24 protein-coding genes are annotated in these 23,160 nt (G+C 67.0%); 9 read left to right on the top strand and 15 right to left on the bottom strand.

Annotation, left to right across the window (positions count from 1 at the left end; all coding sequences use genetic code 11):
• Positions 1–531, top strand: a complete 531-nt coding sequence (locus tag NFL01S_RS09255) for an Rv2240c family protein (RefSeq protein WP_062973441.1) — start codon at positions 1–3, stop codon at positions 529–531.
• 11 nt (positions 532–542) lie between these two features.
• Here the strand turns inward: NFL01S_RS09255 and NFL01S_RS09250 are convergent, their stop codons facing one another.
• Complete coding sequence (locus NFL01S_RS09250; protein WP_062973793.1) at positions 543–2,108, bottom strand: DNA polymerase Y family protein; 1,566 nt, start codon at positions 2,106–2,108, stop codon at positions 543–545.
• Positions 2,109–2,570: 462 nt separating this feature from the next.
• Positions 2,571–3,368 (bottom strand): DnaE2-dependent mutagenesis accessory factor ImuA', encoded by a 798-nt coding sequence (imuA', locus tag NFL01S_RS09245; RefSeq protein WP_062973440.1) that lies wholly within the window; start codon positions 3,366–3,368, stop codon positions 2,571–2,573.
• 237 nt (positions 3,369–3,605) lie between these two features.
• Between imuA' and NFL01S_RS09240 the strand changes: the two genes are divergently transcribed.
• Entirely contained in the window at positions 3,606–4,736 is a 1,131-nt protein-coding gene (locus tag NFL01S_RS09240) for a serine/threonine-protein kinase (protein WP_062973439.1), read from the top strand.
• Positions 4,737–5,039: 303 nt separating this feature from the next.
• Positions 5,040–5,897, top strand: a complete 858-nt coding sequence (locus NFL01S_RS09235) for a Bax inhibitor-1/YccA family protein (protein WP_062973437.1) — start codon at positions 5,040–5,042, stop codon at positions 5,895–5,897.
• Between the two features lie 266 nt (positions 5,898–6,163).
• Here the strand turns inward: NFL01S_RS09235 and NFL01S_RS09230 are convergent, their stop codons facing one another.
• Complete coding sequence (locus tag NFL01S_RS09230) at positions 6,164–6,499, bottom strand: hypothetical protein (RefSeq protein WP_062973435.1); 336 nt, start codon at positions 6,497–6,499, stop codon at positions 6,164–6,166.
• A 316-nt stretch (positions 6,500–6,815) separates the two neighbouring features.
• Here NFL01S_RS09230 and NFL01S_RS09225 point away from each other — a divergent pair, with 316 nt between their 5' ends.
• Positions 6,816–7,334: a DinB family protein gene (locus NFL01S_RS09225; RefSeq protein ID WP_062973791.1), complete on the top strand. Its 519-nt coding sequence runs from the start codon at positions 6,816–6,818 to the stop codon at positions 7,332–7,334.
• A gap of 296 nt (positions 7,335–7,630) precedes the next feature.
• Here NFL01S_RS09225 and NFL01S_RS09220 read toward each other — a convergent pair whose 3' ends face one another.
• The 3 genes from NFL01S_RS09220 to NFL01S_RS09210 form a co-directional block, all read right to left on the bottom strand.
• Positions 7,631–8,848: an acetyl-CoA C-acetyltransferase gene (locus NFL01S_RS09220; RefSeq protein WP_062973432.1), complete on the bottom strand. Its 1,218-nt coding sequence runs from the start codon at positions 8,846–8,848 to the stop codon at positions 7,631–7,633.
• Positions 8,849–8,927: 79 nt separating this feature from the next.
• Positions 8,928–9,800 carry an SGNH/GDSL hydrolase family protein gene (locus tag NFL01S_RS09215; RefSeq protein WP_062973429.1) on the bottom strand — a complete coding sequence of 291 codons (873 nt, stop codon included), beginning with the start codon at positions 9,798–9,800 and terminating at the stop codon, positions 8,928–8,930.
• A 152-nt stretch (positions 9,801–9,952) separates the two neighbouring features.
• Positions 9,953–10,411: a hypothetical protein gene (locus NFL01S_RS09210; RefSeq protein WP_062973427.1), complete on the bottom strand. Its 459-nt coding sequence runs from the start codon at positions 10,409–10,411 to the stop codon at positions 9,953–9,955.
• A gap of 114 nt (positions 10,412–10,525) precedes the next feature.
• Here NFL01S_RS09210 and NFL01S_RS09205 point away from each other — a divergent pair, with 114 nt between their 5' ends.
• Positions 10,526–11,917 carry a cystathionine beta-synthase gene (locus NFL01S_RS09205; RefSeq protein WP_033243405.1) on the top strand — a complete coding sequence of 464 codons (1,392 nt, stop codon included), beginning with the start codon at positions 10,526–10,528 and terminating at the stop codon, positions 11,915–11,917.
• 106 nt (positions 11,918–12,023) lie between these two features.
• A complete protein-coding gene (locus tag NFL01S_RS09200) occupies positions 12,024–12,986 on the top strand; it encodes a mechanosensitive ion channel family protein (protein WP_062973425.1) in 963 nt (320 codons plus the stop codon).
• Between the two features lie 248 nt (positions 12,987–13,234).
• Here NFL01S_RS09200 and NFL01S_RS09195 read toward each other — a convergent pair whose 3' ends face one another.
• Entirely contained in the window at positions 13,235–13,594 is a 360-nt protein-coding gene (locus NFL01S_RS09195) for a DUF6401 family natural product biosynthesis protein (protein ID WP_062973423.1), read from the bottom strand.
• 79 nt (positions 13,595–13,673) lie between these two features.
• Positions 13,674–14,195: a DUF4254 domain-containing protein gene (locus NFL01S_RS09190; protein WP_062973422.1), complete on the bottom strand. Its 522-nt coding sequence runs from the start codon at positions 14,193–14,195 to the stop codon at positions 13,674–13,676.
• Between the two features lie 421 nt (positions 14,196–14,616).
• Between NFL01S_RS09190 and NFL01S_RS09185 the strand changes: the two genes are divergently transcribed.
• Positions 14,617–15,762 (top strand): cystathionine gamma-synthase, encoded by a 1,146-nt coding sequence (locus NFL01S_RS09185; protein ID WP_062973420.1) that lies wholly within the window; start codon positions 14,617–14,619, stop codon positions 15,760–15,762.
• 108 nt (positions 15,763–15,870) lie between these two features.
• Here NFL01S_RS09185 and greA read toward each other — a convergent pair whose 3' ends face one another.
• Complete coding sequence (gene greA / locus NFL01S_RS09180; RefSeq protein WP_062973789.1) at positions 15,871–16,365, bottom strand: transcription elongation factor GreA; 495 nt, start codon at positions 16,363–16,365, stop codon at positions 15,871–15,873.
• 295 nt (positions 16,366–16,660) lie between these two features.
• On the bottom strand, positions 16,661–17,164 hold the full coding sequence (locus NFL01S_RS09175) for a DUF4307 domain-containing protein (protein WP_063915894.1): 504 nt from the start codon (positions 17,162–17,164) through the stop codon (positions 16,661–16,663).
• 120 nt (positions 17,165–17,284) lie between these two features.
• Between NFL01S_RS09175 and mca the strand changes: the two genes are divergently transcribed.
• Together mca and NFL01S_RS09165 are read left to right on the top strand one after the other, a co-directional pair.
• The gene (gene mca / locus NFL01S_RS09170) at positions 17,285–18,151 is read left to right on the top strand and encodes a mycothiol conjugate amidase Mca (protein ID WP_062973419.1); all 867 of its coding nucleotides are present in this window, start codon (positions 17,285–17,287) and stop codon (positions 18,149–18,151) included.
• Positions 18,151–18,453 carry a hypothetical protein gene (locus NFL01S_RS09165; protein ID WP_062973418.1) on the top strand — a complete coding sequence of 101 codons (303 nt, stop codon included), beginning with the start codon at positions 18,151–18,153 and terminating at the stop codon, positions 18,451–18,453. The genes mca and NFL01S_RS09165 overlap by 1 nt, the downstream gene beginning before the upstream one ends.
• A gap of 45 nt (positions 18,454–18,498) precedes the next feature.
• Here the strand turns inward: NFL01S_RS09165 and NFL01S_RS09160 are convergent, their stop codons facing one another.
• The 5 genes from NFL01S_RS09160 to NFL01S_RS09145 all read right to left on the bottom strand — a co-directional run bounded on the left by NFL01S_RS09160 (position 18,499) and on the right by NFL01S_RS09145 (position 23,107).
• Positions 18,499–18,897, bottom strand: a complete 399-nt coding sequence (locus NFL01S_RS09160; protein WP_062973787.1) for an NUDIX hydrolase — start codon at positions 18,895–18,897, stop codon at positions 18,499–18,501.
• Between the two features lie 134 nt (positions 18,898–19,031).
• Positions 19,032–19,277, bottom strand: coding sequence for a hypothetical protein (locus NFL01S_RS35305; RefSeq protein ID WP_157116382.1), 246 nt, complete (start codon positions 19,275–19,277; stop codon positions 19,032–19,034).
• Positions 19,278–19,793: 516 nt separating this feature from the next.
• Positions 19,794–20,957: a hypothetical protein gene (locus NFL01S_RS09155; protein ID WP_062973417.1), complete on the bottom strand. Its 1,164-nt coding sequence runs from the start codon at positions 20,955–20,957 to the stop codon at positions 19,794–19,796.
• A gap of 84 nt (positions 20,958–21,041) precedes the next feature.
• A complete protein-coding gene (locus NFL01S_RS09150; RefSeq protein WP_084492531.1) occupies positions 21,042–21,659 on the bottom strand; it encodes a suppressor of fused domain protein in 618 nt (205 codons plus the stop codon).
• 113 nt (positions 21,660–21,772) lie between these two features.
• Positions 21,773–23,107, bottom strand: a complete 1,335-nt coding sequence (locus NFL01S_RS09145; RefSeq protein ID WP_245670579.1) for a lipase family protein — start codon at positions 23,105–23,107, stop codon at positions 21,773–21,775.
• Positions 23,108–23,160 lie beyond the last annotated feature (53 nt).

Below are 23,160 nucleotides of genomic sequence, written 5' to 3'. Positions count from 1 at the left end.
ATGCGACGATTCGAACGAGCCGGCCTCGCCGCTGCACTGACCGCGCTGGTCGCCGGTGGATTCCTCGCCGCCTGCTCCACCACGGTGACCGGTACCGCCGAGGTGAATCAGAGCGAGTTGCAGCTGTACACATCGGAGATCAAATCTTCCTCGGCCGCGGCGTCGTCGTCACGGGCGGCCGCCGCCGAGGCAGCCGCGACCGATGTATGTGAGTCGCTGCGCGATAACAACAATCCGGCGGTCGACGCCTTCAACGCCTATATCGATGCCAGCGACAACAAGGCGCCGGATGAGGGACCCAAGAAGGATGCCGCGGTCATTGCGTTGCGCGATACGGCCGGCAAGATCGACGAGGAACTCAGTCCCGATGTTCCCAACGACGTCTCGGCACCGATGCGCACCTACCGCGACAATCTGAAAACCCTGGCCGACCTTCTGGAGCGCAATGCTTCGGTGGACGAGATCAACGGTCAGATCGATTCGTTCAACGGGGACAAGGACGCCGCCTTCGACGCCTGCAAACCGTACTGAGCCGCGCCCGGTCAGTCGTAGAGACCTTCGACGTACCAGTGATCGTCCCGGGCGAGCAGTAGCAGGCTGTGCGGTCCAGGTAGTTCCACCTGGGCGCGGGCGGTCGCAGCCGCGCCGGGCGCCCACCAGAGCTCATCGAGCAGCCAGGGCCCGGCCCACGCGGTGAGCCGCCAGCTCGACCGGCCCCAGCGCAACCGTGCGGGCGGGCCGCTGAACAGTCCGCGCGCGGTGATCCGGACGGGAGTTCCATCGGCTGCCTCGAGCGCGATACGCGGACGGTCGCGCATGATGACGGCGGGGGCAGGTTCCGGTATCCGGCCAGGCCAGGGCGGTGCCGGATCGGTATCCGGTGCCGGTTCGTCGCCGAACGTGACCATGGTGACCCGTTCCGCGGGCCCGCGGCCGCCGCTGAGCACCCCCACCCGCACCGCGTCCCCGCCGAGCAGGCTTTGGACGCGGACCAGTGCGCGCAGGGCACGTTCGTCCCCGGACCCCGTATCGCCCCACAGTCCGAGCTGCAGGGCGGCGGCCGGTGTCACCTCCACCGGTATCAGGTGCAGCACGGTGATCGCGGCGGTGGGCCGATCGCCGGGCGGCCGGGTGAGCCAGCCGTCCAATTGCCAGCGCACGCGGTCGGCCACGCCGTCGGCGGTCAGTGGTTCGGCGCAGCGCCAGACCCGCGAGAGTTCTTCTCCGGACTCGGTTTCCGCACGGATCTCGAGCCGGGTGCAGGCCACCGAGGCCGCCGACAGGTTCGCGGTGAGCCGGGTGGCGAGTAGCCGGCCGGCGAAGGCCGCGGCGTCGACCCGGTCGATCGGTGGCTCGCACGGCAGCCGGACCGCCACCTCCGGGGGCAGGACCCTGGGTGCCGGTGGACGATCCGGTAGTGCCCGGGCGAGCCGGTGGGCCACGATCGCGTCCGCGCCGAACCGTGAGGTGACCTGTGCGGTCGACAGGGCGGCGAAATCCCCGATGCGGCGCAGCCCCAGCCGGTGCAGCAGATCCAGCAGCGTGGCGCGTTCCCGTTCCGCAGGGCCGGGTTCGGCCGCCAGTTCGGTGATCGGCAGCGGCGCCAGGAACCGGGCATCCCGGCCGGGCGGTACAAGGGTGCTGTGCCGGGCGGCGACGATCGCGGTCGGGAGTTCGTCGGCGATCCCGATCCGGGCCTCCACCCCGGCGGTCGCCGCCGCGGCGAGTAATTGCCGCACGGCCGTCTCGGCCGATCCGAAATACCGGATCACGCCGCGCGCGGGCAGCACGAGCACACCGGGGCGCAGTACCTCGACCCCGGAGGCGAGGCTGTCGACGGCCGCGGCGACCGGTTCGAACAAGCGCGCGTCACGGTCCGGATCGGGTGGTGCGATATGGAGTTCCGGGCAGCGGCTCTGTGCCTCGCGTTTACGCATACCGCGGCGCACTCCCGCCTCGCGGGCGGTGGCCGAACAGGTGATCACCCGGTTCGCATGCACAATCGCCACCGGCTGTTCCGCGGACAGCCCGGCCCCGGCCGCCGCCGCGGCCGCGGGCCAGTCGGGGCACCAGACCGCCAGCACCCGTGTCGCGGGGCGCGGGCTCATCGGCCCACCGTTCCGCGCCGGAATGTGGCTGATCTGCGAGCGTGCCCAGGAGATCCCGAAGAGTGCCGGCACACCGCGCCGCCGGTCGGGCTGTGGCGCCGCATGGATTCGATGCGGGTGCGCCGCGGGGAGTGGGTGCGGGGGCGTCGCGTGAACTCGGTGCAGGCCGCCCGGAGCGTTCGGGCGAGCTCGTCGCTGCTCGGCCGGAGTGCCCGATGGAATTCTCCGGCCCGCCGAGCAGTTCGGGGAAGTTCACCGCTGCTGTCGGGTCCGGGTGCCCGGGCGGATTCGTCGCAGGGAGACCGGGACAGCTGGGCGGGTTCGCCGGCGTCCGGGCCGGCTGTCCGAGCCGAGTGGCCACCAGACCGGGACACCGGAGCGAATATGTTGCCGATCGGTGGAGCCGGCCGAGCGGACTCGTCGCCTTCCCGGCACGAGCAGACGATACGGGGCGGGATCAGGTCAGGAAGCAACCGAGTCCTCCTGGCTGGATGTTTCCGGCCGGCCCGAGGTGTGCGCGGTGGCGATCTCGTCGAGAGCGATCCATTCCACACGACCGCCGAGCGGGCGCGCGGTGAGCCGGCCCCGGCGCGGGTTTCCGGCCCTGGCGCGGGCTTCGATATCGAGGCTTATGGAACGGATCCGCCCGCTGCCCGTACCGAGCCCGGTGTAGCCGGCCACGCGGCTTTCCAGGCTCAGGTCCGGCGTGGGCCAGTTACCACCGGTGACGAGCAAGGTGGCCCCTTTTCCGCGGGCTTTCGCGGCGAGCACCCGGGCGCGGGCGGGTGGGATCACGGCCGTGCCGAGGCCGAGTACCACCAGATCCATCCCGTCCAGCAGAACTGCCGCCACCTCCATCGGGTCCTGGCCCGCATCGGGGATCACCGCGAGCCGGTCCAGCCGGGCGCCCATTTCCGCGGCGGCGAGCAGGCCGAGCCTGGGCAGGCCGACCGCGGCCGCGTGCCCCCCCGGCCCGGTGACCGCGGCGAGCAAACCTGCCAGCAGTGTTCCGGCGCCGCTGTAGGACACCACCGATCCCTTGACGAGTCCGCGGTCGGGCAGCAGCGGAGCGAGAGCGGGTGGTACGGGAAGTATCTCGCGACCGACTGTGGAGGCCGGGGCGACCGGCGCCCGGGTACCGGCAGTGCTGCGGGGTGCGGCAGCGGATCCGCGGGCGCATCCGCTGCTCGCCCGCGCCCGGCGCAGTTCGGCCAGTTCACGCAGCCGTGCGCCGCTTGCCTTCGGTGGCCGTGCCGTCATTACTCATCACCCACTTTCCGTGCCGATGCCGGAGGGCCGGGTGGCGTCACCGAGGTGGTCGGCGCCGCCCCGGCTACTTCCTGGTTCGAACATACATTCGATAGCCTAGCGCTGGAAGGTCTGCGCCCGGAAGCCTCCCCGGACAACTACGACCCGCTGTAGTGAATGCCGTCACGTGTCACCGGCAGCCGTCTCCGAAACCGGCCAGCTACCACCGAATTCGACTAGTCTCACAGCATGATCGATCGCCCCCGTCCCATCGTCGGCCCCGATTATCTGGTGGCCGGCCGGTACCGCCTGCAGTCGAAACTGGGCGGCGGCGGTATGGGCGCGGTATGGCTGGCGCACGATCGGCTGCTGGACCGGGATGTCGCCATCAAACAGGTGCTGTCGACGGCGGGCCTGGACGAGGCGGAAGCCCGCACGATCCGCGATCGGATCGTGCACGAGGGGCGCGTCGCGGCCAAGCTCTCCCATGAGCACGCCATCGCCGTCTACGACGTGGTGCTCGAGGCCGGCGAACCCTGGCTGGTGATGGAGCATCTACCCTCGCGCAGTGTCGCTCGTGCGCTCGGGCTGGTGAATGCGCTGCCGGTGATCGAGGTCGCCCAGATCGGTGCGCAGGTCGCCGACGCGCTCGCCGCCGCGCATACGGTCGGGATCGTGCACCGCGATATCAAGCCGGGCAATATCCTTGTCGCCGACCGGGGTCCGGGGGTCGGGATGGCGAAGCTCAGCGATTTCGGTATCTCCCGCAATGTCACCGAGGCCTCCGACGAACCCGACGGCATGATCACCGGAACCCCCGCGTACCTGCCGCCGGAGGTGGCCCGCGGCGCCCAGCCCACCGCCGCCAGCGATGTGTTCTCCCTCGGCGCCACCCTCTACACCGCCATCGAAGGTCAGCCGCCGTTCGGAATGGACGACGACAGCGACGCCATCGTGGAACGTGCCGCCATGGCACAGATCAACCCGCCGACGCGTAGTGGCGCACTTACTCGCGTGCTGCTGCACATGATGGAACCGGCACCGCAGCGCCGCCCCAGCATGGCGCAGGCGCGGGAGGAGATCCTGGCCGCCGTGTTCGGCCCCGGCGCCGCCGGCAACATCCTCGGCGCCCCGGTGCGTACCGAAGACGGCACCATCCCCGCCTGGGCGGCCCGTAACTCCGCCGCCGGGCTGCGCAGCCCCCGTTCCGGCCCGCTGCCCCGCCGCGCCCGGTCACAGCCTCCGAACCCGGCCCCGGCGCCCGCTCAGCAGATCGGCCGCGGGGGTTCGGGGCAGTCGCCCAGCCCCACCGTGGCTGTCACCATCGGCCTGCTCATCGGATTGGTCATCATCATCGTGATCCTCATGATGGTGATGTGACGGAGCAGCCGTTGCCGCGGTGATAGGCAATGGCCTCGCATTATCGGATTCGCCACTGTGCGCGCAGCCGATAATCCGGGTCCGCCCCAGGTCGGGCGCGGGCGATCGGATCCATTTCGTGGGCCGGTCCGTGACCCACGGCGGGCCGGTCGGCGGTAAGGTCCGGTTTGTCTGTCTTTTCGGTGCGCCCCGGGAACTCCGCCCGAGGGGTGATCGTTGAATGGACAGTTGGATATCGAGTAACAGCTCGAGCCGACGGTCGTGCTCCGGTATGGCCAACGAACTCCGAGAAAGGGATTTGCGGTGCGCGCCACAAGCAATCCGGTATTCAAGAATCTGCCGAAGCAGGAAACCGGCTACGCGAGCTTCGGCTCGGCTGCTGCCGGCGCGGGACAGCTGGGTTACCAGTACGGCAACCAGCAGTATCCCCCGCAGTATCAGCAGCAGCCCTACCCGCCGCAGGCGCCGACCCGGTCGCTGACCATCGACGATGTGGTCACCAAAACCGGGATCACGCTGGGTGTGCTCGCGCTGTCCGCGCTGGTCACCTACATTCTGACCAGCGCCAACACCGCGCTCGCCCCGATGTTCGTCATCGGCGGCGGCATCATCGGCCTGGTCCTGGTCCTGGTCGCCACCTTCGGCCGCAAGATGGACAACCCCGCTATCGTGCTCGCCTACGCGGTCGCCGAAGGTGTGTTCGTCGGCGCCCTCTCGTTCATGTTCACCGATATCACCTTCGGTGGCGCGGGTGGCGCAGGCATGATCGGGCAGGCCGTCCTGGGCACCTTCGGTGTGTTCGCCGGTATGCTCGTCGTCTACAAGACCGGCGCCATCCGGGTCACCCCGCGCTTCACCCGCATGCTCATCGGCGCCATGATCGGCATCCTGGTACTGATCGTCGGCAACCTGATCGCGAGCTTCTTCATGGACGGCGGGTTCGGCCTGCGCGACGGTGGCCCGATCGCGATCATCTTCAGCCTGGTGGTCATCGCCATCGCCGCGTTCAGCTTCCTGCTCGACTTCGACGCCGCCGACCAGCTCATCCGCGCCCAGGCGCCGCCCAAGGCGGCTTGGGGTGTGGCGCTCGGCCTCACGGTCACCCTGGTCTGGCTCTACGTCGAGATCCTGCGCCTGCTGAGCTACTTCCAGAGCGACTAGTAAACCCGACCGCTTCGGTGCGGTCAGGGCATCACAGAAGGCGGTCCCTCGCGGGGCCGCCTTCTTTTGTGGCGTCTCGCTGTCTGTGAAATGGTCGCCCTCGAACTGCGCTACGGTCCGCAACCAGCGTCTACCTGTGCCTCGGTACCGCCCTGGAAGCCTCCAAGGACCTGGCGGCCGGTGCCGGATTCGGGGTACCGGCAGCCAGGGTGGGGAGCCGCTCGTCTTGGTCAGGAACCTGGACGGGAGCGGCTGTCCGAGTCGGTTCAGGGAAGAACCTGGGGAACGACGTCGGGATTCACCGCACCGACCAGCGCGCCGATCAGCCCACCGAGAATCGGCCCACCGGAACCGGTGGCCGATCCGACCGCCGAGCCGACCCCGGCTCCCAGCGCAGCGCCGTTCAACACTGGATCGGGGTACTGGGCGCCCGGGTTGGTAGTGACGTCCTGCGGTTCCTCCAGCGGAAGACCGGCGACCGGCGTAGCCCGCGTTTCGGCCGTCGAGCCGGCGTCAGCGGAGGCGCCTCCGGCGACGACGGTGGTGGCGATCAGCGGCAGCGCCGAGACGACGACGGTTCTGACGATTTTCTTCGAGATCATTGTTCGCCTTTCGAGCGAGTTGCGAAGCAGCCGAAGAGTATCCGTCAACACAAACAATCGCCACCGCTGGCAAGGCTCGGGCGCGGTACCGCGTGTACGGATCAAGCCTTTCAGTGGATCGGTGAAGACCGGGCGCTCACCGTGGGAATGCGAGATCGTCTCGAAGCGCAGGTGCGCGACTTGGTCGATTGGGTGATTACGACCACGACTTCGACCTCATCGGCGATATCACCGGCCGGCCGATCGCCGCGTACCGGAGGCCGCGGAAAAACAGTTGTCCACGCCTGGCGAAATGCCCAGGGTGTACGCCATGGATCTGGACTGGAACGCCGAAATACGAGGCCAGCTGGAAACGCATTGGACGAGACAACTGCGCAGCCGGCTCGATGGACTCACCGACGAGGAATACTTCTGGGAGCCGGTGCCCGGTATGTGGGCGGTTCGCCCGGCGGACGGCGGGTTCGTCTGCGACTTCGCGATACCGCCGCCCGAGCCGGCTCCCGTGACAACCATCGCGTGGCGGCTCGGGCATGTAATCGTCCTGCTGGAGGCGGGCCTGGAACGGTTCGGCCATCCGCCCGTCGATTTCGCCTCGTTCCGCTACGCCGGGACAGCGGCGGCGGCGCTGGAGCAGCTCGACACTGCTTATCATGCGTGGGTCGGCGGTGTCGCCGGTCTCGGTGTCGCCGGGCTGGCGGAACCGGCGGGACCGCCGGGCAGCATGCTCGCCGACTGGTCGACCGCGGGGATCGTGCTGCACACGCAGCGGGAGCTGCTGCACCACAGTGCGGAGATTGCGCTGCTCCGGGATCTCTATCGAGCCGGTCTCCGCTGACAATCGGCTACCGGGTTCCCTTGTGCCGCAGACCAACGGCGACAACTCTTCACTGCTGGAGCGTCGGCTCTGTTGGGTGCACAAGTAGAGCCCGGCACGAAATCAGGTTCCGTACCGGGCCCTACTCATGGATACATAGCTCGGTGCAACCGACGGGAACGCGACACCTGGGGCTTCCCGCTACGTACCGGCCGGCTCATCTCCGTGCCCCGGTCTGGACCGACGACGGAAGCGCGGCAGGGGTGGGAAGAGCGGGGTCGCTCCGGCCCCGGCCCGCGCCGCCGGAAGCGGTGCAATCAGCTCAGGCGTTCGATGATCATCGCCATACCCTGACCACCACCGACGCACATCGTCTCCAGACCGAACTGCTTATCGTGGGTCTGCAGGTTGTTGATCAGCGTGGCGGTGATGCGGGCACCGGTCATACCGAACGGGTGGCCGAGGGCGATGGCGCCGCCGGAGACGTTCAGTTTGTCCTCGTCCATGCCCAGTTCCCGGGCCGAACCCAGGACCTGCACGGCGAACGCCTCGTTGATCTCGTAGAGGTCGATATCGCCGATGGTCTTACCGGCCAGCTTCAGCGCCTTGCGCACCGCTTCGATCGGGCCGAGGCCCATGATCTCGGGCGACAGGCCCGAGACACCGGTGGAGACGATGCGGGCCAGCGGGGTCAGGCCCAGTTCCTTGGCCTTGGTATCGCTCATGACCACCAGCGCTGCGGCGCCGTCGTTGAGCGGGCAGGCGTTACCGGCGGTCACCGTGCCGTCGGGGCGGAACACCGGCTTGAGCTGCGAGATCTTCTCGTAGGAGGTGCCGGGGCGGGGGCCGTCGTCGGTGGAGACGACGGTGCCGTCGGGCAGGGTCACCGGGGTGATCTCGCGTTCGAAGAAACCTGATTTGATGGCTTCCTCGGCCCGGTTCTGCGACCGCACGCCCCAGTGGTCCTGGTCCTCACGGGAGATACCGGTGAACGAGGCGACATTCTCCGCGGTCTGGCCCATGGCGATGTAGATATCGGGCAGGTCGCCGTTCTCCCGCGGATCCTGCCATCCGGCGCCGCCCTGCGCCCGGGTGGCGGTGCGCTCCTCGGCGGTCGCGTACAACGGGTTGTGAGTATCGGGCCAGCCGTCGGCGGTGCCCTTCGGGAAACGCGATACGGTTTCCACGCCCGCGGAGATGAACGCGTGCCCCTCACCGGCCTTGATCGCGTGGAACGCCATCCGGGTGGTCTGTAGCGACGAGGAACAGTACCGGTTCACGGTGGTGCCGGGCATGTAGTCGTAACCCAGCTGGGTGGCGACGGTCTTGGCGATATTGAAGCCCGCTTCACCGGCAGGCTGCCCGCAGCCGAGCATCAGATCGTCGATATCGGCGGGTGACAGGGCGGGAACCTTGTCCAGTGCGGCGCGCACCATCTGTGCGGCGAGGTCGTCGGGCCGCATGCTCACCAGCGACCCCTTGTTGGCGCGTCCGATGGGAGAGCGAGCAACGGAAACGATGACGGCCTCTGGCATGAGGACTCCTTAGTCGAGGAGTGTGCGTGATCCGAAACTGCCCGATCACGCACACTCGCGGGGTACGATCCCTTCGAATCTACGTCGCGGGGGCCCGTGGGGAAATATCCGCCGTGGCCATATCCCGCTGACCGAGCGCGACCAGCAGTTCCGGCAGTAGATGGGCAGCGGCCAACGCGTAGCCCTCGGCCGAGGGATGGAAGCCGTCGGCCGAGAACAATTGTTCGGGCGCGGCCCGGAAATCCTTGCTCAGCAGATCGCCCATCGCCACGATGCGCCCGCCGGCCGCCCGGGTGGCGGCGGCCTGTGCCCGGGCAAGTTGCACGCTCCACCGCTGCACCACGGTGCGCAGCGGTTCCGGGATGGCGGTGACGCTGCCCAGGTCCGGGCAGGTACCGACCACCACGATGCTGCCCGCGCCGTGTAGCCGGCTCACCGCCGCGCCGAGCCGTTGCGCGGAGCGGCCGACGGAATGTTTTTTGGTGACATCGTTGGCGCCGACCAGGATCACCGCGGCGTCCGGCGGCGGCCCGGCCACGAACATCGCGTCCACCTGTCCTGCGAGCCCCTTGGAGGTGGCGCCGGATATCGCCTTGGTGCTCAACCGAATCCGCTGCCCGGTCGCCTCGGCCAGGTCGTGTGCCAGGCGGACCCCGGGGACTTCGGCGGCGGTCCGGCAGCCCAGACCGGCCGCGGTCGAGTCGCCGAAGATCATCAGGTGCAGGTCGGCGTACTTGCCGGTGCGCCAGGGTTCGTGCCCGTCCGGTGCGTAGATCCCGTCGGCTTCGGGCGGCTTGGACGTATCGCGGCCGATCATGCCCCGGGCAGCGCCTGCCTGCGTGGTGAGCAGCCGGTAGGCCGCCCATGAGGCTGTCCCTGCCCCCGAACCAAGCGCAACGGTGGCGGCCCCGGCCACTGCGGCCGTCCGCCATCCGATCCGAGTCTCACCCATGTGCAGCGATTTTACGAGGACAGCGGAACTCGTGCGAGCGTGCGCTCGGCCGGGTCGGCGGCATAGTTACCGGCAGGGCGAACTGCCCGGACGAACCGAGATCACCCGGCAATGCGATGGAATCCGGGACTTCGGAGCGACGGGGGCCGGCGCTACGCGGGTACTACGAAGCTGCCGTGGGCGGGGATGCTCGCGTGGTTGGTAGTCACCGTGACCTCGACCCGGCCCGGCTCGGTGTCCTGGAACAGGGAGTACTGGATGCTGCCGTAGATACCGGTCACCACATTGTTGACGTAGCTGCCGGTGGCGCCGGTGTCGAGATTGCGCCAGGACACCGTGGTCACCACCTCGCACAGTGGGGCGAAGGGGTGGACGCCGGAGCCCACACCGATGACCGGGTTGGCGCGGACGTTGATCACCGCCCGGCCCGGCCATTGCGGGCCGGTGTCGGCCCAGGTGCGGATGCTGGTTCCGCACAGCCCGCCGTAGGCCAGGGTGGGGACATCGGGGAACGAGTGGGTCGCGGCGCCGGCCGGTGCTGCGGCCGCGATCAGCGCTATCGCCGATCCGGCCAGAAACACGGTGGCGCGCGCGAGCTTCGGCAGCCTCATAGGTACCGGATCCTAGATGCTCGGGCGCGGCGCCGCCGGATTTGCGGGCGGTGACGCGGTAGGAGTGGCGGACCACGCCGAGGCCACCGGCAACGCCTCTGCAACGATGGGGGTATGCGCATCGCGGATCATGTCGTGGACCTCATCGGCAACACCCCGCTGGTCCGATTGAACTCGGTGGCTCCCACTGGGGCCGGGCTGGTGGCGGCCAAGATCGAGTATCTGAACCCCGGCGGTAGCTCCAAGGACCGTATCGCGGTGAAGATGATCGAGGCGGCCGAGAAATCCGGCGACCTGCAGCCCGGCGGGACCATCGTCGAACCCACCTCGGGTAACACCGGTGTCGGGCTGGCGCTGGTGGCGCAGCAGCGCGGATACCACTGTGTCTTCGTCTGCCCGGACAAGGTCAGCGAGGACAAGCGCAACGTGCTGCGGGCCTACGGCGCCGAAGTGGTGGTGTGCCCGACGGCGGTGCCGCCGGAGCACCCGGACAGCTACTACAGCGTGTCCGACCGGTTGACGCGTGAGATCGAGGGCGCCTGGAAACCGGATCAGTACTCCAACCCGAACGGCCCGGACAGCCACTACGAGACCACCGGTCCGGAGATCTGGCGCGATACCGAGGGCACGGTGACCCATTTCGTCGCCGGTGTCGGTACCGGCGGCACCATCACCGGCGCCGGGCGCTACCTCAAGGAGGTGTCGGGCGGGAAGGTGAAGGTCATCGGTGCCGACCCGGAGGGTTCGGTGTATTCCGGCGGTACCGGCCGGCCGTATCTGGTGGAGGGTGTCGGCGAGGATTTCTGGCCGTCGGCCTACGATCCGGCGATCCCGGACGAGATCATCGCGGTCTCCGACGCGGACTCGTTCGATATGACCCGTCGCCTGGCGCGTGAAGAGGGGCTGCTCGTCGGCGGTTCGTGCGGGATGGCCGTGGTGGCAGCGCTCGAGGTCGCCCGGCGTGATCCCGACGCCGTGGTGGTGGTCCTGTTGCCCGACGGCGGGCGCGGTTATATGTCGAAGATCTTCAACGACCGGTGGATGAGCTCCTACGGGTTCCTGCGTACCCCACTGGACGGGTCCACCGCCGAAACCCTGGTCGGCGATGTCCTACGCGGTAAGTCCGGGGCATTGCCCGATCTGGTGCACACCCATCCGTCGGAGACGCTGCGCGACGCCATCGAGATCCTGCGCGAGTACGGGGTATCGCAGATGCCGGTCGTCGGCGCCGAACCGCCGGTGATGGCCGGTGAGGTGGCCGGCAGCGTATCCGAGCGGGATCTGCTCTCGGCCGTGTTCTCCGGTCGCGCGCAGCTGACCGATTCGGTGGCGCAGCATATGAGCCCGTCGTTCCCGTTGATCGGGTCGGGTGAGCCGATTTCGGCGGCCACCAAGGCTCTGTCGGATACCGATGCGCTCATGGTCGTCGAGGATGGTAAACCGGTCGGTGTGATCACTCGCCACGATCTGCTGGGCTTTGTCAGCACCGGACGGACCGTGCACTAGCAATTATTCCGCAATCCTAGGTTCGAGCAGCTCTCCCGGGGTATAACCAGTCCGGTACCGATCGTGGCAAACGCTACGTTCGTTCGGAGAGCGAAGGGAAGGGCTTGTGCGAACCTCGAGTTTGGCAATCGATTTCCAGCAGGGTTTCTCTGACGCATGGAGTTCGATCGCGACTTTCGTGCCCAAGCTCGCCGGCTTCCTGGTCATCCTGCTGATCGGCTGGATCATCGCCAAAGTTGTCGCGACGATCGTCGACAAGGTGCTGGAGCGGGTTGGTTTCGATCGTCTGGTCGAGCGCGGTGGGATCGAGCGGATGCTCTCGCGCAGCAAATACGATGCTTCGGATCTGCTGGCGAAAGTGGCGTATTACGCGATCCTGCTGATCGCCTTGCAACTGGGTTTCGGTGTTTTCGGGCCGAACCCGGTGAGCGATGTGATCGACGGAATCGTCGGCTGGCTGCCGAAGCTGGCGGTCGCGATCCTGATCATCTGCATCGCGGGCGCGATCGCGCATGCGGTGAGCGATCTGGTGAGCAACGCACTGGGCGGTCTCAGCTACGGTCCGATGATCGGGCGGATCGCCTCGGTGTTCATCTGGGGTATCGGCATCATCGCCGCGCTGAACCAGATCGGGGTTGCCACCGCGGTCACCACCCCCATCCTGATCGCGGTCCTGGCGACGCTGGGCGGAATCCTGGTGGTGGGTGTCGGCGGCGGTCTGGTGCGGCCGATGCAGCAGCGCTGGGAGAACTGGCTGGGCGGGCTGGAAGAGGAGATGCCCGCAGTGCGTGGTCACGCCGAGGCGTATCAGCGTGGCCGCGAGGACGCGTCCCGGCAGCGTGCCGGTGCTCAGCAGGCTCCCCGTAACCCGGAGCAGTGGGATCAGCCGCAGCCCGCACAGGGTGGGTACCGCAGTGACCCCGGTGAGTTCGGGCAGCAGATGCCGGGGAGCGACTACCGGCAGCAGTACGGCAATCCGTACGGCGGTCAACCGCCGTACGGTGGTCAGCCGCCGTACGGTGGTCAGCCGCCGTACGGTGGTGGTGGGGAACCGCGCCACCTGCGGTAGCCGCGTCGCCACAGTAATTCCTCCGCCGTGTGCCGTTCCGGCACGCGGCGGAGGACTGTCTCGGTGAGCGACGATTGTGCTCCACACTCCGACCGGGTGTAGGTGGGTTCCCGGACCCGGTTCCGGAAAACGCGGCGTGGTCACGGGCTCACGTGTCGGCCGCCGAGACCTCGGCGAGTTCACCGGGACAGCGCGCCACGGCCGGTGTCGCGGACCTTCCGGGGCACGATGCGAGTGAAGATCAGGGGTCAGGATGCCTTCGGTGCCGCGGGGGCGACGCAATAGCTGCCGTTCAGGCAAGCGCCGGCCAGGCGCATATGCAGCCATTGCGCGGTGGCCCAGTCGGTGGGCTCGGTGAGGGGCTCGGTCAGCTCGGACAGCAGTCCGCGGATATATCCGGCCAGCAGGACGGTGGCCGGGATCTGCTCGGCCGAGTCGACGCCCAGATCGAGGATGTCGCGCACCGCGGCGGCGTGCTGGTCCAGCTCCGCGGACACTCCCGGCAGCGCCGCCGCGGCGGCGAGTGCCGGGGCCCCGTGAGTTCGGTGGATACCCTCCAGGAAACGTCGGGCGGAGATTTCGAACAAATGGGGACCCAGGGCGAACATTGCTAGATCGTAACAACACGCCGCGATTTATCGAATTGTGATATCCAGCGCAATTCCGCAGGTGGCGTGCGGTGGAAGATCAGCTGCGGCGGCGCACCGGTTCGGCTCCCGTAACCAGATCGGTCCATTCGTCGGCGAGCAGGGCCAGCCGGTACCACGCCGCGTGCACCCGATCGTCGGATACGCGTTCGCAGTGGTGCAGCAGATGGTTCGCGTGTACATGCGCCGCAGCCATCCGGTCGATCGTCGTCCCCAGTGAATCGGCGCGCAGCCGGTGGGGCCGGGCCGCGGTGGCGGCAGCACCGATCCAGCGGTCGATCAATTCGACCACCTCGGCCCGGCGGCAATCTATCCCGGCCGTCGACAGCGGATCGCCGTGCCGGCTCCGGTGCAGATGTGCCAAGGCGTTCGCCCATACGAGCAACGGTTGTCCGGCCGGTTCGTATTCGGCGGCGGTGAACGCGGCGACGAGCTCGCGCTGATCCGGTAATCGCAGGGCGGCCGGGCGTGCGCGCGAATTCCGCGCCGCTGTCGAATTCGGAGCGGCTGTGGCTGTGTTGGCCGGCCGCCGATTGCCCGGTCCGGGCGACTGCGAATCCATAACGCACCTCCGTGTACTTCACCCGGGGCGTTCCCGACCCGCCTCGGGTGCGGTATCAGCGTGCGCTGCCTGCCCGGCAAATGGGTGACACGAAGATGGCCCGAGAGTGACGGTTGGTGACAATGTGCTCATCTCGGGCGGGACATGTTGTGAGGCAGTGTATTCGCCACGAACTGCGGGTGGAGCGTACCGAAATGGCAAGTGGTGCGGGCTCGCTCGCTGCGGGCGTTCTATCGAAGGACCGGCGGTAGGAATTCGCGCCGGATCCCGGATTCCGGGCTCGCCGAGGCCATGGCTGCGCAGGGCGGCCGCAGCACCCGCCCTGCGCGGCCGAGCTGCGGCTTCCGCCCCCGGCACGCGCGCGGGACACAAGACCCGACCGGCGTGCAACAACCCGGAACCCGACGTTTATGGTGGGGTCATGAGCGAACTGGGATTCACCACCAGGGCTGTACACGCCGGTTACGATCCCGATCCGCGCACCGGCGCGGTGAATGTGCCCGTGTACGCCAGCTCCACCTTCGCCCAGGACGGAGTGGGCGGGCTACGTGAGGGGTACGAATACGCCCGCACCGGCAACCCCACCCGCACGGTGCTGGAGGCCAACCTGGCCGCCCTCGAATCGGGCCGGTACGGCCGGGCGTATGCCTCCGGTATGGCCGCCACCGACTGTGCACTGCGGGCGATGCTGCGGCCCGGCGACCATATCGTCATCCCGGACGACGCCTACGGCGGCACCTTCCGGTTGATCGACAAGGTCTTCACCGGCTGGGGGATCAGCTATACGGCTGCCGCCGTCGCCGATATCGACGCGATGCGCGCCGCCATCCGGCCGGAAACGAAGCTGATCTGGGTGGAAACGCCCACCAACCCGCTGCTCAATATCGGTGATATCCCGGCGCTGGCCGATATCGCGCACACCTCCGGCGCCGAACTGGTGGTCGACAACACGTTCGCGACCCCGTATCTGCAGCAGCCGCTGCTGCTCGGCGCCGATGTGGTGGTGCATTCGACCACCAAGTACCTCGGCGGCCATTCCGATGTGATCGGTGGCGCGCTGATCACCGACGACGCCGAACTCGACGCCGCCTTCGCCTTCCTACAGAACGGCGCGGGCGCGGTCCCCAGCCCGTTCGACGCCTTCCTCACGCTGCGCGGCACCAAAACGTTGTCGCTGCGGATGGACCGGCACTGCGACAACGCCGAAACCCTCGCCGAGTTCCTGTCCCGGAATCCCGCCATCAGCAAGGTCATCTACCCCGGTATGCCGGAACATCCCGGCCATGCCGTCGCCGATAAGCAGATGCGGCGGTTCGGCGGGATGATCTCGGTGCGGCTGGCCGGTGGACTCGAGGCGGCCCGGAAGCTGTGTTCCCGAACCGAGGTGTTCACCCTCGCCGAATCGCTCGGCGGGGTGGAATCGCTGATCGAACATCCCGCCGCCATGACCCACGCCTCCACGGAAGGCTCGGATCTGGAGGTTCCGGCCGATCTGGTACGCCTCTCGGTGGGTATCGAGGACATCAGCGATCTGCTGTCCGATCTCGAGCAGGCGCTGAGCCGATAGGGCCGCAGGGGAGAGACGAATATGAACGAGCGGCCGCATCCGGGAAGTCGGATGCGGCCGCTCGTGTCGTTGCCCGGCTTCGCGGCGTGCTACGCCGCGGCCGTCACATCAGCTGTGGTAGGGCTCGGCGCTGACCAGCGTCACCTTCATGGTGTTGCCGTTCGGCAGGGTGTATTCGCGGGTTTCGCCGACCTTCGCGTCGATCAACGCGCCACCCAGCGGGGAGCTGGGGGAGTAGGTCTCCAGGTCGCCGTCGCCCAGGCCTTCCTCTCGGGTCGCGATGAGGAAGGTCTCGGTATCGTCTTCGTCACCGTCGTAGTAGACCTTCACGACAGACCCCGGCAGCGCGACACCGGACTTGGTGGGCGCTACGCCGACCTTGGCATTGTTCAGCAGTTCCTGCAGCTGCCGGATCCGGGCTTCCTGCTGGCCCTGTTCCTCGCGCGCCGCATGGTAGCCGCCGTTCTCCTTGAGATCGCCCTCTTCACGGCGCTCGTTGATCTCGGCGGCGATGACCGGACGGTTGGCGATGAGCGCGTCGAGTTCGCTCTTGAGCCTGTCGTGCGACTCCGGGGTAAGCCAGGTCACTTGGGTCTCAGTCATCTCGATCACTCCCTAGTAGTTGTCCCCGGCAGGCCGGGATTCCTGATCACTGCCGCACGACCCACCCGCAGGCAGGCATGCTTCAGCCGACGGCTATCGCGATCTGCGGGAAGTTCGAATACCCCGACAGCCTGATGCCGGACCCTTTCGCCTACCCGGCATCGACCGCGTCGGCCGCCAATGCAGCAAACACGGCTCCGTGCCCCGGAACCGTGTGTGAAGCCATTTTAGCATGAATCACAAAGATGCAGGTCGGAGAGTTTTTACCGGTGGGTCTGCAGTGTGATAGCCGAAATCACTCGGTTTCGAGATACCCGGGCACGCTGTCGGTGCAGGTGTAGATCGCGGCAGAGGCGGGCGGTTCGCTCGTCTCGATAACGGTGCTCACCTGAACTGTCTGCTCCGCACCCGAGGGCGCGATCACGACCTCGCGGCGACCGATCTCGGTGAGGTCGCGGGACATTGCCCGGACCACGCACACCACCGGCACCGACGGGTCGGACCGGGTCAGCCGGATCCGCAGTTCCACCGAGGACTCGTCGAGAACCGAATAGCCGAGCTGTTCGGACTCGATATCCTTCGGGCCGAATTTCGTCCAGCCCACATAGGCGATACCGGTGCCGGCCAGGACGACTACGCCGGTGAGCAGCGCGCCCATCCGGCGCCATCGTCTCGGGCGCGGGGCGCGGCCGTAGCGGTCGGTGTAGTGGTCGTCGCTGCCCGCGCCGGTCTCCCCGCGGGAGGCGCCGGCGGGATCCGCCGCGTCGGTGCGCCCGGGGTCGGACGTGGGCTCGGTCATATCAGGTGCTCCCGGGGGGTAGGTCGGAACAGAATGGGTCCGGATGGAACTATAGGTAATGAAGTCCGAACACCCGCGACCGAGAGCGACGGTGAACGAGAAGTGAGTGGCCTTCGCCTCATGGCGGTGCACGCCCACCCCGACGACGAATCCAGCAAAGGCGGTGCCACCACCGCCCGCTATGCCGACGAGGGCAATGACGTCCTCGTCGTCACGCTGACCGGCGGTGAACGCGGCAGCATCCTCAACCCTGCCATGGACACCCCCGGGGTGCTGGAACGGATGAACGAGATCCGGCGCGAGGAGATGGCGGCCGCGGCCGCCGCCCTGGGCGTGCAGCAGACCTGGTTGGGTTTCATCGACTCCGGACTGCCCGAGGGCGATCCCCTGCCGCCGCTGCCCGAGGATTCTTTCGCCCTGGTGCCGCTCGAGGTGGCCACCGAGGCTTTGGTCCGGGTGGTCCGCGAATTCAAACCCCATGTGATCACCACCTACGACGAGATGGGTGGCTACCCGCACCCCGATCACATCCGCTGCCACGAGGTATCGGTGGCGGCGTACGAGGCCGCCGGTGACCCGGAGAAGTTCCCGGACGCCGGAGAACCGTGGACGCCGTTGAAGCTGTACTACGACCACGGGTTCTCGATCCGGCGGATGGAAGTCTTCGCCGAGGAGTACGCCCGGATGGGTGAACCGTTCCCGATGCAGGAGTGGCTGGACCGCTCGCGCAAGTACGCGGTCGAACGGGGCGACATCATGGCCAGGGTGACGACCCAGGTGGAATGCGGTAAATACTTCCCGCGCCGCGACGACGCCCTGCGCGCGCACGCCACCCAGATCGATCCCAACGGTGCCTTCTTCGCCATCCCGATCGAGATGCAGCAGCGGTTGTGGCCGACCGAGGAGTTCGAATTGGCCCGCACCCGGGTGCGCACCGATATCCCGGAGACCGACCTGTTCGCCGGCATCACCGATGAGTACCGCTGATGATCGTGACGCAACTCACCGTATTCGCCTCCGGGGTGCTGGCGCAGACACCGGGGACGCCGACCGGGCCGGAGTTCGGTAAGGCCTCCCCGCTCGGCCTGGCGGTGGTGCTGATCCTGCTCGCCGGGACATTCCTGCTGGTCCGTTCGATGAACAAACATCTGAAGAATCTGCCGGAAACCTTCGAACCCGAACATCCCGAACCGGATCAGGCCGCCGACGAGGGTACTGAACCCGGCGCAGCCCGCCGGACCGAGGATTCCTCGAACGGCGCCGCAAGCGATTCCGAACGGTTTTCCTAGCTACCTCGGCCCCGAGCCGGCGAGTTCACGCCGGCTCGGGGCCGGCTACCAATCGAGCAGTCCGAGCCGGTGCAGGTGCCGGAACACCATCAGTGACCCCGGCGCGACCTCGGGCATGGCCGCGTACTCGGCACCGGTGAAATACCGGAATTCCGCGATCTCCCCGGTGGGTTTCGGCTCGCCGGTGACCTCGGCGAGGAAACAGGTCATATGCAACCGGGTTCCGCTCGCGTGGCCGTACGCCTCTGCCCGGAAAACCCCCAGTTCGCTGACCTCGGCGACCCCGACACCCAGCTCCTCCCGGATCTCCCGGTGCAGCGCCTGTAGCGCTGTCTCTCCGGTGTCGATTTTCCCGCCTGCCATGTAGAAGACGGATTTTCCGACCGAACGGGTCTGGATCAGTCGACGGTCACGAATATGGGCCAGTGCGGCGGTTCTGATCACCCGACCACGGTAAAAGGTCGCGGTCGTGCCGGGTCGTGCGACGTCGGCGTCGGTAGGGCAGATGACCACATGGGCTGATCCACCGTCACAGCACGGCAATCACACTGTCGGTCGGGTAGTTGACCGCGCAATCCTTAGGCCGCGTCTTTCTTGGCGAGGAGGTCGGCATGGGTCTGCGGCATGTACCCATTGAGCACCCAGTCGACGAGCTGTTCGTCGTTGAAACGGTAGGCGGGAATACCTTCCCGCGATTCGGCGCCGAAGTCGTCGAGGTGTCGGATAAATGCGTAGACGATCAAGTCGCCCTTGCGGCCGATGGCGTTGACCGTATAGCTGGTGTCCGGCGGCCGCGTAGTAGAAGCTCTGGTCCCAGTCGCCATCGAACTCACCCCGCTGCGGATCCGTGTAGTCGAGTCCGCCGGTCTCGATCGAGTGCATCCAGCTGGTCGACACGGCTCTGGAAAATTCTCGATAGCTTCTTCATCGGAGTCCCACGGCACACCGCCCGGGGTGATGGTCGCGCCCTCCGGGGGAGTTCTTTTCCGATACTGGTGACGTATCCGGGCAGGGTCGCCGAGGCTGCGCAGGTGCAGGCCTCGCCGTCGAGACCTGCACCGATGTGGCTAGTAATCAGCCCACTGCCGCCCAGGCCGTTGACGCACATGAAGTCTTGGATGGGCCGGATGTTGTCGAGTGCTTCGCAACCTCTACCTCTGTTCGTTTATGTTGTCGAACAGCTCGCAGTACTCGGCGCGGAGGTCGATGGTGCCGTGCTAGAGGTTCGTGCGGAGCCAGGGGTGGCATGAGCGCAAGGTGCAGATCGTTTTGTGCACGGCCTGGAGCCGTCTTTTGCGGGCTATTGACGTCGATGTCGGGGCTCGGCCGGTCCGGGCAGATTACGCCTCTCCTGGCCAAGCGTGTTCTTTGTTACTCGACGCTGCGCTCGGAAGGGCACTGGCAGCTCGGGCGAAGATCGTTCGAGTCTCTTCCGGCGTGAGCTCCTTGATGACCTTCACATCGGTGGGCAGAGCCCGGAATGTTCGCTCCGAACCCAAAATTGCCTTGGCCCAGGGCGGTCCGACCACCAGGGTCCGGAATCCCTCGAAACGCGGTACGTCCCGGGGATTCCCTTCGCCCCACACGTAATACTCGTTTACGACCTTCATCGGCTCGGCCACATCGCAGGAGGCTGCCCGAAAGTCGTACATTGTGAACGATCCGATGATGTGATTGCGTGGGCACTGGTCCACTCTGCCGCGCAGGTAGTCGAAGAGCTCAGGAGGGTTGGCTGCCGTCGGTATGCCGAATCGGCCCAGCGCATCGGCCAGCAGGACATGCAGAGTGAAGTTGTCGGCAATGCCGTCGACCTCGACCCAGAAAGCACGGCCCTCCATCGGGCACAGGACCATCCACGTTTGGCCGAGCTCCACGCCGAGCAGCACATCCAGCCAGTATGCGTCGGCTTCGGCGACGGCACGGGTGGCAGCGACGAGCTCCTGATCAGCGATCGCCCGCTGGAGCGAGGTTCGATCGCGGGTCAATGCCGCCACGGTGGGGAGTACCCACTTGCGCAGAAAGTAGAGACTTGTTGCGCCCGGCCGATCATCCGCCCGCCCAGCCCGGAAGAGATCACGAGGAATGGGTCGGCCGTCTATGTGTAGCGCGGCGTCGGCCATTGCTATCTCGATATCTTCCTCGTTCTTCTCGCTGCTGTCGGTGCTGGGCGGCAGCTGCCCCAGGCACCAATCGGCGTAACGGCGAGCCGCGTGCAGCACAGGTACCAGCTTCGGCAGGAGTACATCGCCGAGCCGACGAGCGGAGGCACCGGCTTCGACGAGTGCTCCTGCGGTGATCGCCACATAGGCAACACCGTCGCCGTCGTCGACACAGGATCGGGACAGGCGATCGAGCAAGATTGTGAATGCCTCATCCATATCGCCGTCAGCGGCGTCGAGAGCGGCATACAGGGTGTCCTGGGCATCACGAACTCGGGTCAGCTCCCAATCGGCTCCATCGACGACTCGAGTCAGTTCACGCGCCGCCGTAACGATGTCGGTCATGCCGTTCTCCTGTTGCCTGCCATATCGCATGGCAGCGGGTGCTGTGCCTTGTGGTTGCCCGTCTGCTACCTTGCCGAACTTGCTTCAGCCGGCGAGCGGTCCACGGTCGACATCGGTGACGTGCAGGGGAAGATAGCCGGCGAGGTGGTCGAGGACCGCGGAACAGTTTCCGCCGAGCGCTGCTCGGTACTCCTCATCGGTGAGCCCGACGATCTGGAGGAATTGCAGATCACCGTGGGGCGTGGCGATTCGACCGAGTTCGGAGTCGATGGTGAAGGCCATGGCGCGAATCGCGCTGTCCGGGCGGTCGGTAGCCAGCGCTGCACCGGCTCTCATGGTGTGGCCGGGTTTGAACCGTTTCCCGGAGTCGAACACGTAGCGCCCGAGTTGTTGCAGAAGTGCGGCGGGCCACATCGGCGGCTGTGACACGTTCGGCCGGCGAACCAGTCGGAAGGTGAATTCGAATCCCCAGCCGGAGGTTTCGGGATCCGGTGAACTTTTCTCATACAGTTCGGACATACCGTAACTGATGTAATGCCAGTGGGGCAGTGGGCCACCATGCTGGTAGATGCTGATTCCGTCGAGCGGGTCCGGTCCGCCCAGCGCCCACGGGTGCTTCGTCCCGAGATGAAACGGCTCGGCACTTCCGTACAGTTTTCGAAGGCTGGTATCCATCGCAGCCCAGCCCGGTGCATCACTCACTCGACAACAGTAGGTGCGATCCGAGATGGAATGTCAGCAGTAGCGGCTCAAACTATTGTAAGGTCTCGTTCGCCGTCATGATCGTGGCTGGACAACGAACTCATGTCGGCCGTTCAGCATTCGTTCGGTGCGGCTTCGCCATGCAGCCGCGCGTCGATCCAGCCACTGAGTTCGGGATAACCACTCACGTATCCGAGCAGATGCTCGCCGCCCACGACGCGGAAGACGCCGGGAACACCACGGTCGCATTGTTGGCGATACATGCGCTGGGCGTCGTCGAGCGGAATCCACGGATCGTGCAAGCCGTGGTAGATGAACAGCGGTACGGTCGATGTCCGGTCTGTCAGGTCCAGCTGCTCGAATACCTTCACGGCGAACGGGGTGTCGAGTGCATTCGCGGTATTCGCCGCGACATCGATCGGAATGCCGACCACACCGAGCGGTCCGGAGGTGTCACCGCAGATATCACGCAGCGGTGAGGAGGCGACCCATTGCCCGAGATGGTTCATGTGCTGCAGGATTTCGGGACGTTCCCGCGAGACGGCCAGCGCCACTGTCAAGAGGATCCCGGACGAGATATTGCCGTTGAACTGGTGGGCGACGTTCGCATTATCGGTGACCAGGCCACCTGCCGCCGCACCCACCAGCGAATCCGCCAGGTCCGGCGCGTACTCGTCGAGCAGCATCGCCGTCGCGTAGGCGGCGATCGCGCCGCCGGAATAGCCGACGGCCACGTAGCGGCTGTCCCCGAATTCGGCCGGTTCGTGGGCGCGGACCGCGCGAATCGAATCGAGCATCACGTGCCCGGCGATATTGGGCTCGGCGTAGGCCATCAACGGACCCTCGTGGTCGGGCATGAGGACCGCGTACCCCTTGCTCAGTGCCAACCACACCGACGGGAGGAAGACCGGAAAATCGCCGTTGGGCCGATCCAGCAGGTCGTGCGACAACTGGAAGCCGGGGGTGCAGTGCGTGCCGAGTGAATTGATCGGCATCGCGTTCACCTCCACCGGGCGCGGTCCGGGGCCGGCCCATTCGGCCGCCGGCACGATCAATGTCGCGGTACCGAAAGAAGGACCACCCGTGGCGGAGGTGGAGCGGAACTTCAACAATGTTGCCCGCGCGATGGGGGTCGCCATGCGCAGGGCGGCAGTTGCCGTGATGTCACGCGTTTCGATGATCTGGCCGGGAGCCAGTTCAGCGAGGTCGGCGGGCCAGGTGTCGAAGATCGGGTCGTCGACCGCCGACGGCAGAACCCCGCGCCACAGCGCTTCGTCGGGTTCGTCACCCGTGAATTGTGGTGGAGCCGGGATCGTGTTGTCGATCCACTCCTGCATGGGTGACGGATTCGGCCCTACCGGCTCTGTCGGTGGATCCGCGTGGGCGTGCCCGCCCAGCGACGCACACCCGACAAGCACCGTAACCATGATCGCCAGCAGCGATTTCACGCGTACCTCACCCTCTGTTCACCACACTCGCACCAGTATCGGCAGCCGCGTCC

Origin of the sequence: Nocardia flavorosea NBRC 108225, from assembly GCF_001613385.1 — a bacterium.
Lineage (GTDB): Bacteria > Actinomycetota > Actinomycetes > Mycobacteriales > Mycobacteriaceae > Nocardia > Nocardia flavorosea.
Note: the sequence above shows the minus strand (reverse complement) of the source record. Positions and strands in the feature narration are given on the sequence as shown.